The organism is Undibacterium sp. Dicai25W, assembly GCF_049340505.1.
Classification (GTDB): Bacteria; Pseudomonadota; Gammaproteobacteria; order Burkholderiales; family Burkholderiaceae_D; genus Undibacterium; species Undibacterium jejuense.
On record NZ_JBMPOQ010000002.1, the window covers coordinates 13,661 to 29,265 of the forward strand.

At 48.3% G+C, this 15,605-nt stretch carries 11 protein-coding genes; 6 read left to right on the forward strand and 5 right to left on the reverse strand.

From position 1 onward, the window contains the following. The first annotated feature begins 15 nt into the window (after positions 1-15). The gene (locus tag ACO0KY_RS03175) at positions 16-1,632 is read left to right on the forward strand and encodes an inorganic phosphate transporter (RefSeq protein ID WP_423044190.1); all 1,617 of its coding nucleotides are present in this window, start codon (positions 16-18) and stop codon (positions 1,630-1,632) included. Between the two features lie 72 nt (positions 1,633-1,704). On the opposite strand, the gene ACO0KY_RS03180 is transcribed toward ACO0KY_RS03175, so the two are convergent. Then, positions 1,705-3,675, reverse strand: a complete 1,971-nt coding sequence (locus ACO0KY_RS03180) for a peptidase U32 family protein (RefSeq protein WP_423044192.1) — start codon at positions 3,673-3,675, stop codon at positions 1,705-1,707. Between the two features lie 284 nt (positions 3,676-3,959). On the opposite strand from ACO0KY_RS03180, the gene dacB reads away from it, so the two are divergent. Together dacB and ACO0KY_RS03190 are read left to right on the forward strand one after the other, a co-directional pair. Beyond that, the gene (gene dacB, locus ACO0KY_RS03185) at positions 3,960-5,459 is read left to right on the forward strand and encodes a D-alanyl-D-alanine carboxypeptidase/D-alanyl-D-alanine endopeptidase (protein WP_423044194.1); all 1,500 of its coding nucleotides are present in this window, start codon (positions 3,960-3,962) and stop codon (positions 5,457-5,459) included. 207 nt (positions 5,460-5,666) lie between these two features. After that, a complete protein-coding gene (locus ACO0KY_RS03190; RefSeq protein ID WP_423044196.1) occupies positions 5,667-8,060 on the forward strand; it encodes a TonB-dependent receptor plug domain-containing protein in 2,394 nt (797 codons plus the stop codon). Between the two features lie 114 nt (positions 8,061-8,174). On the opposite strand, the gene ACO0KY_RS03195 is transcribed toward ACO0KY_RS03190, so the two are convergent. From ACO0KY_RS03195 to ACO0KY_RS03210, 4 genes are all read right to left on the reverse strand, one after another. After that, on the reverse strand, positions 8,175-8,798 hold the full coding sequence (locus tag ACO0KY_RS03195; protein ID WP_423044198.1) for a c-type cytochrome: 624 nt from the start codon (positions 8,796-8,798) through the stop codon (positions 8,175-8,177). A 9-nt stretch (positions 8,799-8,807) separates the two neighbouring features. Next, positions 8,808-10,037, reverse strand: coding sequence for a molybdopterin-dependent oxidoreductase (locus ACO0KY_RS03200; RefSeq protein ID WP_423044200.1), 1,230 nt, complete (start codon positions 10,035-10,037; stop codon positions 8,808-8,810). A gap of 121 nt (positions 10,038-10,158) precedes the next feature. Continuing rightward, the gene (locus tag ACO0KY_RS03205) at positions 10,159-10,983 is read right to left on the reverse strand and encodes a sugar phosphate isomerase/epimerase family protein (protein WP_423044202.1); all 825 of its coding nucleotides are present in this window, start codon (positions 10,981-10,983) and stop codon (positions 10,159-10,161) included. A 28-nt stretch (positions 10,984-11,011) separates the two neighbouring features. Continuing rightward, positions 11,012-11,848, reverse strand: coding sequence for a phytanoyl-CoA dioxygenase family protein (locus ACO0KY_RS03210; protein ID WP_423044203.1), 837 nt, complete (start codon positions 11,846-11,848; stop codon positions 11,012-11,014). A 168-nt stretch (positions 11,849-12,016) separates the two neighbouring features. Between ACO0KY_RS03210 and ACO0KY_RS03215 the strand changes: the two genes are divergently transcribed. From ACO0KY_RS03215 to ACO0KY_RS03225, 3 genes are all read left to right on the forward strand, one after another. Beyond that, positions 12,017-12,958 carry a LysR family transcriptional regulator gene (locus tag ACO0KY_RS03215; RefSeq protein ID WP_423044205.1) on the forward strand — a complete coding sequence of 314 codons (942 nt, stop codon included), beginning with the start codon at positions 12,017-12,019 and terminating at the stop codon, positions 12,956-12,958. A 235-nt stretch (positions 12,959-13,193) separates the two neighbouring features. Continuing rightward, positions 13,194-13,583 (forward strand): hypothetical protein, encoded by a 390-nt coding sequence (locus ACO0KY_RS03220; protein WP_186912498.1) that lies wholly within the window; start codon positions 13,194-13,196, stop codon positions 13,581-13,583. A 252-nt stretch (positions 13,584-13,835) separates the two neighbouring features. Beyond that, positions 13,836-15,527: a glycoside hydrolase family 10 protein gene (locus ACO0KY_RS03225; RefSeq protein ID WP_423044208.1), complete on the forward strand. Its 1,692-nt coding sequence runs from the start codon at positions 13,836-13,838 to the stop codon at positions 15,525-15,527. The last annotated feature ends 78 nt before the right edge of the window (positions 15,528-15,605 follow it).

Genomic DNA, 15,605 nt, shown 5'->3' on the forward strand with positions numbered 1-15,605 from the left:
CTGGAGATTCACCGTATGACCATCACTAATATTGCCGCTACTGGAGTACCAGAACGGCCGGCAAAAAAAACCTTGAGGGACCATAAAACGAGTCCTGTCACGCTGATTATTTTTGCTACTTTATTGATCGCCGGTATTGTATTCACCTGCTACAGTCTGGTTTCCGATATGAGTGGCGTGAGCTTTGGCGATACCACGCTGGTACCCTACATCCTGTTAGGGGTTGCCTTGTTGATCGCTCTCGGCTTTGAATTTGTAAATGGTTTCCACGACACTGCCAATGCCGTGGCGACCGTCATTTATACCAATTCTTTACCACCTAACTTTGCCGTGATGTGGTCCGGATTCTTCAACTTCCTGGGGGTGTTGTTATCTAGCGGCGCGGTAGCGTTCGGTATTATTTCTTTGTTACCAGTCGAATTGATTTTGCAAGTTGGTTCGTCCGCCGGTTTTGCAATGGTATTCGCTCTCTTGATCGCTGCGATCTTGTGGAACCTTGGAACTTGGTGGTTAGGTTTGCCAGCATCCTCTTCACATACGTTGATCGGTTCTATCATCGGTGTAGGCGTTGCAAATGCGATGATGCACGGCCGTGATGGTACAACCGGCGTTGATTGGGCACAGGCGACCAAAGTGGGCTACTCCTTGTTGCTGTCACCATTGGTTGGTTTCTTCTTTGCTGCCATGTTGTTGCTGGTGTTGCGCAAACTGGTGAAAGCAAAAGAACTGTATGAAGAACCAGACACCAACACACCACCACCATGGTGGATTCGTGGCTTGTTAGTATTGACTTGCACCGGCGTTTCTTTTGCACACGGTTCGAATGACGGTCAAAAAGGTATGGGTTTAATCATGCTCATTCTGGTTGGTACAGCACCGATGGCCTATGCACTGAACCGTGCCATGCCAGTCGATCATATGACGCAATTTATTGCAGTCGCTCAGGTAACTGAACAATCTCTGCATAAATACATCGTGCAAGACGCACCAGTGGAACCACGTAAAATTTTAGCGAACTATGTACGTACCAAGGAATTAACCACTGAAGTATTACCAGCACTTGCAAAAACAACGGGCAACATTGCGCAACAAATTAAAGAACACGGCACGCTGGCGAAAGTTCCAACGGCACTCGTATCCAATGTCCGTAACGACATGTTCCTGGCTTCAGAAGCAATTCGTTTGCTGACCAAAGACACTAGCTTGAATTTTGATACAGATACCAAAGAGAATCTGAATGCGTTTAAACATCAGATTGATGATGCAACCAAGTTCATTCCTCTGTGGGTGAAAATTGCGGTAGCGATCGCACTTGGCCTCGGCACCATGGTTGGCTGGAAACGTATCGTTGTTACCGTCGGTGAAAAAATCGGCAAAACACATTTGTCTTATGCCCAGGGTGCTTCTGCTGAATTGGTCGCTATGTTGACGATTGGTGCGGCGGATATGTATGGTTTACCAGTGTCGACGACACATGTTCTGTCCTCTGGCGTGGCGGGTACAATGGCAGCAAATCGCTCTGGCTTGCAAATGTCCACCATCCGCAATCTGGCGATGGCATGGGTACTGACAATGCCAGCGGCAATGTTGTTGTCGGGTTCTTTGTACTGGTTATTTACGCATGTTTTCTGATTGAATTTTTCGATAAAAAAACTCGCTTTTGAAGCGAGTTTTTTTATTTTTAAAGAGTAAATATCTACAGAATTATTGCGCCGGACGTGTCTTATGAAATACCAGCGGACTATACGGCACAGAGGATGGTGGCGGTGCTTGCAAGATATGTTTCTTCATCGCACCCATAATATGCATCTCACATGGCTTGCAATCGAACTTCAAGGTATACTTTTCTTCCCCAGTAACTAATGTCATCGGTTCTGCTTTCACCTGGCCTTGTACGCCTTTAACGCCTTTGGCTTGTTTAGGGCAAAGATTGAAAGAGAAGCGCAGGCAATGCTTGGTGATCATTAAGGATACTTCGCCTGGCTCTTCATGCGCCTCGTAAGCAGCAGCAATCAATTGTACGCTGTGCTTTTTATAAAATTCACGAGCTTTGCTGTTGTAGACATTGGCCAGGTAACTGAGTGTCGTTTCTGGATAAGCGACCGGCGGCTCCACAGCTGGCGTGCGCTCCGGGCGCAACCACGCTTGCGAGCGCGCCAGTTCATGTGCGGCAACGGCATCGCGGCGTAAGGCATTGATGACCGAAGATGGCACAAACCAAGCTTGGCGCAACCGCAAATCAACATTCGCAGACTCAAACATGGTGTTACCCAATTTGGCCAGACTGTCGCGCAAACCGGCTTCGGCTTTATCGGCCTGTTGCGCTGCTTGCAAGGCTATCGCGACAGCAACTTCAGAATGCACACCGTCTTCATCGGTCACCGCCAAACGCAAACCTTGTTCATCATCAGATAAGGTCAGCCAGACTGGAATCCGGCGTTCTGCTGATTTTTTGGTTAATGCGTGTTCCCAGCGTTGATCACGGTTGCGATTGATCAGCATGCCGACTTTAAGACCTAATAGTTCGCTGACTTTCTCGTTAGGTGAAACACGCCACAGATCGCCATTTTCACTCTTACCCATGTGTTCTACGGTATTGGCCTGAATACCCATGACTTCGCGTTTGAGCATGTAGTTCAAGCCATCACCATTGGCCATCGGTTCGTTGGTTTCCATTTCAAACCAGGTGGTACCGATGCGCGTCACGTAACCAAGATGCAAACCAACGTATTTAGGCGAATCAAACGCGCCGATATTATCCAGACGCCCATTGGCAAAATAATCGGTATGACCACGATGAAAGTTTTTATCGACATTCGGCGTGAAGGCGATCTGGCTACGACCGCTGGATGCACGTGTAAATTCTGGTCTGCGCTCTAAAATTTCGTCGAGCAGCATACGATAATGGGCAGTGATATTTTTGACGTAACCCATATCTTTGTAGCGGCCTTCAATCTTCAAGGATTGCACACCAGCATCAAGCAATGCTTCGAGGTTGCGACTCTGGTCATTGTCCTTCATCGACAATAAATGTTTTTCGTAAGCGACGACGCGCCCTTCACCATCGGTCAAGGTGTAAGGCAAGCGACACGCTTGTGAACAATCGCCACGATTTGCACTGCGACCGTTGTCAGCATGCGAGATATAGCATTGACCCGAAAACGCCACGCACAGAGCGCCATGAACAAAATATTCTAATGGCGTTTTCACTTCGGCTTTAATCGCCTTGATTTGTTCTATCGTCAGCTCGCGTGCCAACACCAATTGTGAAAAACCGACATCCCCTAAAAATTTCGCTTTCTCAACGCCGCGAATATCGCACTGTGTACTGGCATGCAACTGAATCGGAGGAATATCCAATTCCAATATCCCCATGTCCTGCACAATCAGCGCGTCAACACCTGCATCGTACAGCTGGTGAATTTGTTTGCGCGCTGGTTCTAATTCAGACTCATGCAAAATCGTGTTCATGGTCACAAAGATGCGCGCATGATAGCGATGGGCAAATTGTACGAGCTCTGAAATCTCGCTGATCTCATTGCTGGCATTGTGGCGCGCACCAAAAGACGGGCCGCCGATGTACACCGCGTCAGCACCATGCAGGATCGCTTCTTTGCCTATCTCAATATTTTTAGCGGGAGACAGAAGTTCAGTTTGATTGACGAGCAAGCTCATGGCGATGACCAGTGTAACGAGGAAAGGGCGAAATTATAACGAAATCAAAGGCTTATGTCCTGACTGCGGCGACTTTCATTGTGCTTTTTAGTTCAAGTCCAGCAAATACCAATGTCAATCTGCAAAGTCTTTGCGGTTAACTTGCAATTAGCTGCCGCTGGAGCACGTATTTTTTGACGAATGCCAGATAAAAATGTAATTTCATCTACAATTCGACTTCATAGAACCTTATCCTGAACAAACCCGATCACTGTTCATACCAATCACTTTTTACGCGCTCACTTATGCTTTCTTTACGCTTTCGCCAATTGATTCTGACCGTCTGCACAAGCAGTTTATGCATCACCCTCGTGCCTTCTGACGCGATCGCACAAACTGTTCTACCGGTTAAATTGGCGACCAGCTTACAAAAAGCGGGCGTGCCAGCGAGTGCCATCAGTGTGATAGTACTACCCTTCAATGCAAGTAATCCCGACGCTGCGGTCCTGGCGCAAAACGCTGATCTTGCCATGCATCCGGCATCCACCATGAAATTGCTGACAACTTTGGTCGCTTTAGAAGAACTGGGGCCCAATTTCCGTTGGAAAACGCAAATTCTCTCCGATGCACCAGTCGCAACTGAAGTATTGGTTGGAAATCTGTATTTACGCGGCGGCGGCGATCCCGATTTGAATATACAAAAATTCCAGACGATGCTGCGCGATCTTCGCAATCAAGGCATACGTTCTATCAACGGTAACATTGTTTTGGATCGCAGCTACTTTCAACCAGAGCGCGTTGACGTCAATATGCTGCCTTTTGACGAACATCCCGACGCGTATTACAACGTGGTTCCTGATGCGTTGCTCGTTCACAGCAATATCAGTTCAATTACCGTCGAGTCTGGCAATGACAATGTTGAGACACGTTTACTAACACCTCTGGACAACACGCTCATCATCAATCAATTACGCTTAAACAAAAAGCCCTGTGCAACATGGGAACAAACCTGGCAAGCCCCCGATGTATCGGTCTCTGATAACGCAGCGATCAGCATCACCTTGAATAGCAGCTTTCCACGTCATTGCAAGATCACGCAACACTTAAATATACTGGATCGCAATCAATACATTGCCCATTTAATTCGTGGTTTATGGCAAGAGCTAGGCGGGAGCTGGCAAGGGAAAATTGTTGATGGAAAAACACCTCCCAGCGCCAATCTGTTACTCGAACATCAATCAGAAACTCTGGCTGACACCATACGCATCGTCAACAAACATTCTGATAACGCAATGGCACGCAGCATTTACCTGAGTCTGGGAACAGAAAGCAATCCTCTACTCAACGCCAATAGCGCACAAGCCGCCGATGCCCGCATACGCGCCTGGTTGTTCAGACATGGCATCAATGATGCAGGTATTGTTCTGGAAAATGGGTCTGGCTTATCACGTGCTGAACAAATCAGTGCAAAACAAATGGCCGCTTTATTGCTGGCTGGAGCACGTAGCAATTGGTACCCCGAATTTGCCAGCAGCCTGCCAGTTGCAGGCATGGATGGTACCATGCGCAAACGCCTGAAAGACAGCCCTGCCGCACAAAATGCGCGTATCAAAACCGGTACGCTCAAAGACAGCGTAGCGGTTGCCGGTTACGTACGCGACGTCAATAGCCAAAACTGGGTCGTCGTTGCGATGATCAATACTGATGCCGCAGGCAAAGCAAGAACAGCGCTAGATACGCTAATTAATTGGGTCGCCAGTGGGCGTGATGATGCTGCAAATAACACCATGACAAGCAACGAGTAATTCGGGGTAGAAGTGGGTAGAGTTTAAGAATAAAGGGCAAGGAAGCTTTTTCTATATATTATTTTCATCTTTTCAAATTGCGAAAGCTTCGTTGGGTTTGCACCGACGGACACGTATGATCGGAGCCATCAAGCTAAGGATAGACTTCACGATCCTTACGCACCACCGATTACTTTCTTCAGCATTCAATTTGAAATGGAAAATACTATGCCAGCTTCTTTGCTCACACCGCCAGCACGACGACGCTTATCCGTTCTGATCGCCACTTTGTTCGCCAGCAGCATGGCACCAATGGTCTATGCTCAAGAAGCCAATAACGCTGGCGAAGCAGCACAAGCCGTCATCGTTACAGGTACCCGCAGCATCAATCGTAGCGTCACCGACTCAGAAGCACCGATCGATGTCTTGAGCAATAAAGACTTGCAAGCGACTGGCGCCACCGATATTGGCACAGCCTTAAATCGCTTATTGCCATCCTTCAATTTCCCAAGCCCTGCGGTTGCTGATGCGACATCGGCAAACCGTCCAGCACAGTTACGCGGTTTGTCTCCTGATCAAACCTTGGTATTGGTGAATGGCAAACGCTGGCACACCACCGCTGTGGTCAACGTCAATGGTACAGTCGGGCGCGGGTCTTCTCCCGCCGACTTAAACACGATTCCATTATCGTCCATTGATCACATCGAAGTTTTACGCGATGGCGCAGCAGCACAATATGGCTCTGATGCGATTGCTGGCGTGATCAATATCATCCTCAAAAAGGGTGCAACTGGTGGTGAGATTGCATTTGGTGGTGGCCGTTACAGCGAAGGTGACGGCACGCAAACCAATTTAAGCGCGAACTTTGGCATTCCGCTCGGCGAAAAAGGTTGGGCACGATTTACTGCTGAACAAAAAAATCAAGGCGCTACCAATCGCGCGGGTGCTGATTTCCGAAACCCGAAAGAACCTCTGTACGGTCAAGTAACACAGCAACAAGGCGACCCTCAACTCGCGCAAACGAATGTCGGCGTGAATGCGGTATTGCCATTGAATAGCGACATCGAACTCTACACATTCGCCAATATCAGCCAGCGTAATACCGATGCTGCGGCGACATGGCGTACGGCATATACCAGCGGCACGACTTTGCGCTCTCCTTTGTATCCAGTCGGCTTTTTGCCTATTGAAGCCGCGCGAAATATTGATGCGTCCAGCGTCGTTGGCATCCGCGGTCGCACTGATGGCTGGCGTTGGGATACCAGCCTCAATTATGGCTACAACCAATTTAGCCTGAATGTAAAAAACACCGCCAATCTCAGCCTGGGAGCCAATAGCCCGACCAGTTTTTACGATGGTCAACTAAAAAATATACAAACGCTGCTCAATGTTGATGCCGCCAAAGAATTTGAATTTGCATCCCTGAGTAACCCAGTCACGTTTGCGTTTGGTGCAGAATATCGTCGCGATCAATATCAAATCAGCCCGGGCAACCCTAATTCGTACTCAGGCAGCGGTGCGCAAGGCTTCTCTGGTTTTCAACCGTCCAACTCTGGTGACTTCCAGCGCCACAGTACGGCGATTTATGCTGACATTGAGACTGAATTAACAAAACAATTGAGTGTCACAGCGGCTATACGTCATGAAGAGTACAGCGATTTTGGGAATGTCACCTCGGGTAAATTATCAGCGCGCTTGGAAGTGACCAAAGAATTTTCTTTACGTGCAGCCGCTTCCAATGGTTTCCGTGCGCCGTCACTGGCACAACAAAACTACACGATTACCAGCACCAATTTAATTACCATCAACGGTAGTTCTCAATTGGTTGATACTGGCACTTTTGGCGTTGCCACCGCTGCTGCTAAAGCACTGGGTGCGAAACCATTAGATCCAGAAAAATCTAAAAACTTCAGCTTTGGTGGCGTATTTCAACCAAGTAAAAATGCATCGTTGAGTATTGATGCGTATGAAATCGATATTAACAATCGCATCTTATATTCCGGTAACTTAGTTCTGCCATCGAGCTTGCAAAGCGTTCTGGCAAATCAAGGTGTTCTGGTCGGTGCTGCGCGTTACTTCACGAACGCAATGGATACCAAAACCCGTGGTGTGGATGTGGTGGGCAATTATCAATTCTCGATTTCTGGCAGTGATAAAGTATTGTTGACCTTGGGCTACAATCACAACAATACCTCCGTCAGTAATACCGCCGCCAATCCAGCCGTTCTGGCAGCAAATAACCTGACGCTGATAGACCGCCAATCCATTTTGCGTGCCACCTCCACAGCACCTAAAGACAAGCTGACACTTGCTGCTGATTACGTCCTGAATCAATGGAGCACACACGCACAAGTTACCCGCTATGGCAGTTTCATATCGCCGCAAAACAATCCGACTCTGGATCAGACTTATAGCGCCAACACTTTGCTGGACGTGGCAGCCAGCTACCACATTGGCAAATGGACGGTAACGGGTGGCGTGAATAATGTGACCAACAAATATCCCGATCAGGTGACTTCTGCAGGCAACCTGAACACTGGTGGAACGCTGCCGTACAGCGCGTTCTCACCGTATGGATTTGATGGTCGTTATTACTATGCGAAAGCGGCGTATAACTGGTAAAAGAGACGACCGTAGGGTGAAACCCGACGCCTCTTGTCAAACGCAAGAGCAGCGCGGGTTGCACCCGCCCTGCTTAGATGCTTAATTGCTTTGCTGCTTTGTTACTTCGTTAATTTACTGCTTCAAAATAAACGCAGCCAGGGTATGAATTTCTTCATCCGACAAACCGGCATAACCTGGCATAGGGACTGCGCCCCATCGGCCTGATCCACCTTGACGAATATTGGCGCTCACTTTGCTTAACGCTTGCGCATCATCCTTGTAATGCTTAGCGACCTCTTGATAAGCAGGGCCAACAATTTTGTTTTGAATCGCATGGCAACCCAGACAGGCATTGGCATTGAGTAAGCTCATGGCATCTGCGGCTTTGGCACTGCTTGCCGGAGCGCTTGCTGCACTGGCAGTTGTAACAGTTCCCGCTGGTTCGGTACCGTAAGTGGTTGCCAGAAATGCGCTAATTTGAGCGATTTCGGCCTCACCAATCGGGGCGCCATAGACACGTTGCATCTTGGTGACTTCGGCGGTCCACTGCTTCAAGGACATGGTTCCTGGCTGTAAATTGATGTAATCGACGGAGTGGCAAATTGCGCATTTTTGACTAGCGATGACGCGTCCAGGATGGTTGGAAGGTTTGAGTTGTGCAGTTTCTGGCGGCAATTGAATTTCGAGCGGAGCAGACTGGGTCAAACTAGAGACCAAAAGACTGCATGCAACCGGGATCAGATAGCGTAATTTCATGGCAGGCTCCTAAGCGACTATCACGGTTTTAGATTCAATCACATTGCGCATATAGCCACCCGGATTCCAGCTTTGTTCGGTCGGTTGCGTTTCTCCGGCATGGCTGGTGGCTCGGACCAAAATTTGCAATTCGCCTTTCTGTTTTGGAACAAGCGTATGCGTCCATTGCCTGAAAGAATAGCTACCCAGATCTTTGGCCAATGTGGTGCTTTGCCATGTTTTGCCTTTATCCAGCGAAAGCTCTACCGTTTTAATGCCCGCGCCGCCATCAAAGGCGATGCCTTGCAACTTGATTGGTTTGCCGTGAGTTACCTGCACCTTATCAGCGAGGTTCGTAATGAAGGAACGGATTTTTAATTTGCCGATAGGATGCGTTTTAGTCGGTGCGGTGCCAGGCGCTACGCATTCACAAGGATTGTCCGGCAATCGGTAAGCAGTACTCATAAAAAAGCCGTCAAAGACGTGATCGAGCACTTCAATCTGGCTCAGATGTTTGACCCAGTAAGTACCAAAATAGCCAGGAACGATGAGTTTTAAAGGATAGCCATTTAAAAATGGTAAGTCTTCATCATTCATCGCCCAGGCAATAATGGGTTCGCCATTCATGGCGTGGTCGATGTCGAGTGCTTTGATGAACTTTGGCGTGGTAGGCAAGACTGGTTCATCCAGTCCCTTGAAAGTCACTTGCTTAGCGCCATCGAGAATGCCCGCTTTTTCAAGCACAGCTTTGAGCGGTATGCCGGTCCATTTGGCATTTCCCATCGAACCATTTCCCAACTGAGCGCCAAAGACGCGAGGTTCGGAATAACCCCTGCTATTGCCAGAGCATTGATTGACAGCTACGACATCAACAGCAGGTGCTAAAGCTTTCAGCTCCGCCAACGACAAGGATAGAGGTGTATTTACTTTGCCAGCGATATTAAGACGATAACTGCCTGGCTCAATCGCCATCGGCATATTTGCCAGATGGTAACGCACAAAAAAAGCGTCATTTGGTGTAAGGACGGATTCATCAAACACACTGAACGGTGTTTCCAGATGCGGTGGTCTGGTGGTGATTAACATTAGTGGACGCTTTTGCGGATAGCGAACCAGATCACGCGTTCCATTTTCAAACGCTTGTTGTTCGGTGTCGGCTGCCAGAGCAGATAATGGCTGAGTAGCAAACCCAGCGGCGGCTGCACCAGCGGTTCTTAGAAAGTGACGCCGTGCGCCGTTTTTTTGTTGCGGCTTACTCATATCCACTCCTGTTGGGTTTGTCCTGTTATCAACCTCAAAAGTATTCAACGCCAGATGAATAACTTCTGCTAAGGATAATCATTAACCAGACAAATCCCAAGAGGAATTTAATGATCAGGGTTTATGCTGAATAACGCGCTCGCAATAACTGCATCATCGCCACATTCAATTCCCATGCATCGCTGACGACTTGATTGGTGTAGGGTAAGGTTTGCGTGTACGGACCAGGGCCAAATTCCGGTGTCATCGTGATTTTTTCAGCACCTTCAGCACGGCGCAAAGCCACAATCGCATCCCACCATGAGAGATGTTGTTGTAACGCGGCAGCATGTTCCGGCGCGCGGAAATCATTGACTTGTGGCCCTTGACTATGACCTACGCGTGCGTGAATGTGCCTTACGTGTGGGAACACTTTTTCCAGAGTTTCAGCCTGATCGTCCAATAAAGATTCACATGCACAACACCAATGCGATAAATCCGCGTTCAGGTGCAAAGCCTGGCGTTGCTGCAAATACGGCATCAGCAACATCGGATGCCCGCTAAAGCGACTGCGATGGATTTCATGCACGATAGGAATACCCGTTTCAATGCTGATACTATCGGCTAAATCGAGCAATTCATTGTTTTGCGCAAAGCTGTAAAAATCCTTACCTGTGTGTGTATTCACAAACAGAGGTTGCGCTGTACACGCGTTGAGCAGCAATTCAGCCAGCGCTTGTTTATGCGCCTTAAAATTACTGTGGAACACGGTCTCCCATTGCTGTGCAATCAATTGCAAACCTGCATCGGCAATCGCCTTTACCCATGCATCGCGCTCGACGACATCCATGGGAAGCGACATTTCTATGCCATCAAATCCGGCGTCGCTGACTTTACGAATAAACGTGTCGCGGCTCAGATGGGCACTGCCCCAGTGCGGGGCAAATATTAAAATTTGTTGGGTCATCTTTACTTTCGTTCTAATGATCTGCTAATCAAAACCCACTGACCGGGAAGCTGGCATCGCGCTGTATCCAGTTCAACGGTGAATAACTGGTCGCACCGTCAGTCACGTGTAGCGTATAGGCGTGGCGTGAAATCGGTGAGCGATTGGGTGCGCTGTAGTGTGGCAACAAACCGTGAAAGCATACCAGCGTTCCGGCTTTGACTTCCAGCGGCACGGCTGTAGCATCACCAGGCCAAGGCATATCTGACAGTTTTTCCACCGTCACGATGTCCCCATGACGTACAAAGCGTTCGCGCATTGGGGTTTTATGACCACCCGGTTCAGCCCATAAACAGCCGTTTTCTAAGGTCGCGTCTTCCAGTGCAAACCAGAACGTGGTGACGCTGACCGGATCAGTTTCAAAATACGTCGCATCCTGATGCCAACGCACTTCGCCACCGATGCCTGGCTGTTTGAAGATATACATGGATTGCCAGATTTCTGGCTTTTTCAGACCTAATTGCTGCGCGACCGTTGCCAATGCCGGGCCGCGTGAAAATGTGCTGAATACCGGATCGAGGTCATGCATGGCGTGACCAATTTTGTTGATCGACAACGACTTATCTTGTCCCAGATTGCCGTTGGCATCAAACGCTTCTTCTTCAAAAAAACAGCTGATGTTATTGGCTGAATTCAAAAAATAATGGTCTATCTTTTTTTCTTGTTCTTTGGTCGTGAAGATCGATGCGGAAGACGCCGGATCAAAATCGTTGACAATCATCGCTGCGCGTTCGCGCAAGGCAGCAATCTCTTCCGCCGATTTGAAATCGGGAATGATCACATAACCATCCTGATGAAATTGTACGATTTGTTCTTGGCTTAACATATTATCTCCCTGATTTGATATATGAATTTGATACATTTTTAACCAAGCGCGTTAGCAGAGTGTTTTACCTTAGCACTTTGATTCAGCGCAAGTTTAATGACATCAAGGTCGACACCACAATACAAATAGTGGTTGACACATTGTCTTCGATTTATTGACAATAGAACGATGGATCAATTAAAAGCAATGGAAATTTTTGTCGAGGTCGCGCGTCAGCGCAGCTTTAGTGCTGCCGGCAAACAATTGGGCATCAGTCGCGCCCTGGTCAGCAAGATGATTCTCCAGCTTGAGGCAGAACTTGGGACGCGCCTGCTGCATCGCTCTACGCGAGAAGTCAGTTTGACGGAATCGGGGATCGCCTATCTGGAACCTTGCAGCGCCAGCGTTGAACAAGCCAAACTGGCACGGCAAGCCATTAAACAATCTGGTAGCGAACTGGCAGGCGCATTGCGCATACAAGCACCAACCAGCTTTGGGAGTGAATGGCTGGCCGACGCGCTGGCACGCTTCACGTTACTGCATCCTAAGCTGCAAGCCAGTTTGCACGTCGACGATAACTTGCTCGATCCATTCAGACACGGCTTTGACCTCAGCATACGAGTCGGTGGCATCCCCGACAGTCGTGGTTTGCAAATGCGCCCCTTAGCACCATGCCGGGGTATTTTGTGTGCAAGTCCCGCTTATCTGGCACAACATGGTACGCCGCTCCATCCTTCCGATTTACGCCGACACCGTTGTCTGCACTTCAGCCATCTGACACAAGGTGCCAGTTGGCGTTTTAGTCGCTTGCATGAGAATCAAACTGAAGAATTGATGGTCGATATTGTGCCTAGCTTTAGTTCCAACAATGGCAAAGTCTTACATCAGGCGGCATTGCGAGGTGCGGGAATCGTGTACGACACCACGTTTCTGGCGTGGCGTGATCTGCTCGATGGCAAGCTGGTTCCGGTTTTACACAACTGGGACTTGCCTTTAAACAATCTGACCGCACTCTATCCATCGACTCGCAAAGTAGCGCCAAAAATCCGCGCCTTGATTGATTTTCTGGTGGAAGAGTACCAACCTGTTCCTGAATGGGATCGCGCTTTAGCGGCAGCCAACTTAGCTTAATTCAAACGAGGCTCAGAAGCGATTCATAATAAAAGCAAACGATACAAGCAGGCTTGTGTCGGGTTTCATCAACCCACTGTAGAAACATGTTGCGTAACAGTAACGTAAACCCAAAAAGCGAGCTCAAATCATCAACTTGTAGTTGAAGGCAACTAACATATACTTCATGGTGCAGCTATATGCTAACGAATTTCATTCGTCAGATCGCTGCGGATGTCTTATAGAGAAGGTGGGTATGCTCGCGTTTCTGAAAAACTGGATCAAGATTATTGTTGTTGCGTTCACCGACAAATATTTCCTTACCTGGTTCATCCCCCTCATCACCATTGCGGTGATCATTGTGTCTGTCTTGTTTGAAATGCTGGGTTTTGATCATACGTTTCAAATTTCTCATCTGTATTCACAAAGTTGCAGAAATTTAAACGATAAGGAAGCACTGGCGATGCTGATCGTGATGTTTGTTGCCTTGCTCAGCGCGGTGCTGACAGTTGGAGAACTCATCATTTTTGCCGATAATCGTCGCCAAGGTTACCCAATCAACTATTTTAGTTTTATCGGTACTAGTTGCACGACGATACTCGCGCTGACCGCCACTTTCGTGATGACGGAAGAATGGTGTCATTAAACAAAATGCTGCCTGTTTTGCTTATTGCATTACCAGACGAATTGGAAATAAAAAATATACTGCCCGCAGTACCCAAAACACCCCTATATAAATCAATGGCAATTGGCATGAAATTAAAAAAATAATGGGGAGTATATAAAATCTATCAACTCAGGTAGCCAAAATACTCTTGCCGTCAAAAGAAAGGCTGGTTTGCCAAAGTGTTATGCAGTAGCATCTCAGCTCTTTCCTTATTCCAGCGACCTTAGACGCATGTTTTCGCTTTCAGCTTTAGTGAAGCCCTTTACCACATTAACATCCCTGACGAGTTCATTCACTACGTCAACGACCAGTCAGCATTGCGCTCGCAACACGCTACGCCGCGCCTTACAACTCACCCTGGCAAGCGTTGTGATAACACTCGCTGCGTGTAGCTCAAACGGCGTTAAAAAACCGGATGCCAACACCTTAGCGCCAGTAATCACCACGCCACCAGTATCGAATATCATTGCCAATGCGCCACCACCGACTCAGCCACCAGGCAAAGAAACACCACCTACACCGCGTGAATTCCGGGCAGTCTGGGTTTCCACGGTAGCTAATATCGATTGGCCCAGCCGTCGGGATTTAAATAGCGACAAACAAAAGGCCGAAGTCGTCGCGATTCTCGATCAAGCAGTGCAGATGAAATTAAATGCCATCATCTTACAAGTACGCCCTGCTGCCGATGCAATTTACCCCTCTGCAATAGAACCGTGGTCTGAGTTTTTGACCGGAGAGCAAGGACGCCCGCCGTCTCCGTACTATGATCCACTGCAATTCTGGATAGAACAAGCGCATGCGCGTGGCCTGGAACTGCATGCATGGTTCAATCCATTTCGCGCCAGAACCGCGGTGCCGAAAGGCAATACGGCTAAAAATCACGTCAGCAAAACCATGCCAGAAGCGGTCAAGCAATACGGTGACTTATCGTGGATGGATCCGGGTGAGCCAGCCGCCATGCAACAAACGCTGGCAGTGATCACCGATGTCTTACATCGCTACGATGTTGATGGCATTCATATTGACGACTATTTTTATCCGTATCCAATCAAAGGCACGAATGGCACTGAATTGGATTTTCCAGATGAAAATTCCTGGCAAAAATATTTAAGTACCGGCGGCACCATGAACCGCGCCGACTGGCGACGATCAAACGTCAATCATTTGGTCGCTGCCATTAATCAAGTTGTGCATGAAGAGAAAAGCTGGGTCAAGTTTGGCATTAGCCCGTTCGGTATTGGTCGCCCAGATAAAATTCCGGCTGGCATCACGGGATTTAGTCAATACGACAAACTGTATGCAGACGTTGAATTCTGGCTGGCGAATGGCTGGCTCGATTATTTATCGCCACAACTCTATTGGCCGATCAATCAGGCGCCACAAGCATTCAAGGTGTTACATGCGTACTGGCAATCACAAAATGTGCAGCAACGCCATATCTGGCCCGGCTTATACACCAGCCGTATCGATAACTCTGATCGTTCCTGGAGCGCAGATGAGATCTTGAATCAGGTTGATGCCTTACGCGAGCAAGGCGGTGATGGACACGTGCATTTCAGCCTGATCAGCTTAAAACAAAATCGCAAAAATATCGCTCAACGACTTGGTACAGAAAAATATACGTCACAAGCCTTAGTACCAGCGACTCCGTGGCTGGAAAATACCAATATCGCACCACCACAGCTGACCCTGTTGGATGATAAAAAAACCGTAGAGATCAAACTGGCCGATACTGTAAATACCCGTTGGCTGGCCATCTGGAAGCGCACTGATCAACAATGGCTGTTTTCTGTACAGCCAGCAAACAAGTTAAGCATCGATACCAATGCTGAAGCATCAAACTCACCAGTGCGCCAGATCAGCGTGATGGCGATCAACCGCTCAGGTCAGGAAAGCATCAAAGGCAGCATCCAACTCCCTTAAAAGGCCACCACTGTTCGCACAACGTGTCATTTATTCACTTAATAAGTTTTCAGGGTCATGGCATTGCATTCAACGCCA

What these genes read in the sequence shown, in the direction of transcription:
- ACO0KY_RS03175 (WP_423044190.1), top strand. Translation starts at nt 16, where the DNA reads ATGACCATCACTAATATTGCCGCTACTGGAGTACCAGAACGGCCGGCA.
- ACO0KY_RS03180 (WP_423044192.1), bottom strand. Translation starts at nt 3,675, where the DNA reads ATGAGCTTGCTCGTCAATCAAACTGAACTTCTGTCTCCCGCTAAAAAT.
- dacB (WP_423044194.1), top strand. Translation starts at nt 3,960, where the DNA reads ATGCTTTCTTTACGCTTTCGCCAATTGATTCTGACCGTCTGCACAAGC.
- ACO0KY_RS03190 (WP_423044196.1), top strand. Translation starts at nt 5,667, where the DNA reads ATGCCAGCTTCTTTGCTCACACCGCCAGCACGACGACGCTTATCCGTT.
- ACO0KY_RS03195 (WP_423044198.1), bottom strand. Translation starts at nt 8,798, where the DNA reads ATGAAATTACGCTATCTGATCCCGGTTGCATGCAGTCTTTTGGTCTCT.
- ACO0KY_RS03200 (WP_423044200.1), bottom strand. Translation starts at nt 10,037, where the DNA reads ATGAGTAAGCCGCAACAAAAAAACGGCGCACGGCGTCACTTTCTAAGA.
- ACO0KY_RS03205 (WP_423044202.1), bottom strand. Translation starts at nt 10,983, where the DNA reads ATGACCCAACAAATTTTAATATTTGCCCCGCACTGGGGCAGTGCCCAT.
- ACO0KY_RS03210 (WP_423044203.1), bottom strand. Translation starts at nt 11,848, where the DNA reads ATGTTAAGCCAAGAACAAATCGTACAATTTCATCAGGATGGTTATGTG.
- ACO0KY_RS03215 (WP_423044205.1), top strand. Translation starts at nt 12,017, where the DNA reads ATGGATCAATTAAAAGCAATGGAAATTTTTGTCGAGGTCGCGCGTCAG.
- ACO0KY_RS03220 (WP_186912498.1), top strand. Translation starts at nt 13,194, where the DNA reads ATGCTCGCGTTTCTGAAAAACTGGATCAAGATTATTGTTGTTGCGTTC.
- ACO0KY_RS03225 (WP_423044208.1), top strand. Translation starts at nt 13,836, where the DNA reads ATGTTTTCGCTTTCAGCTTTAGTGAAGCCCTTTACCACATTAACATCC.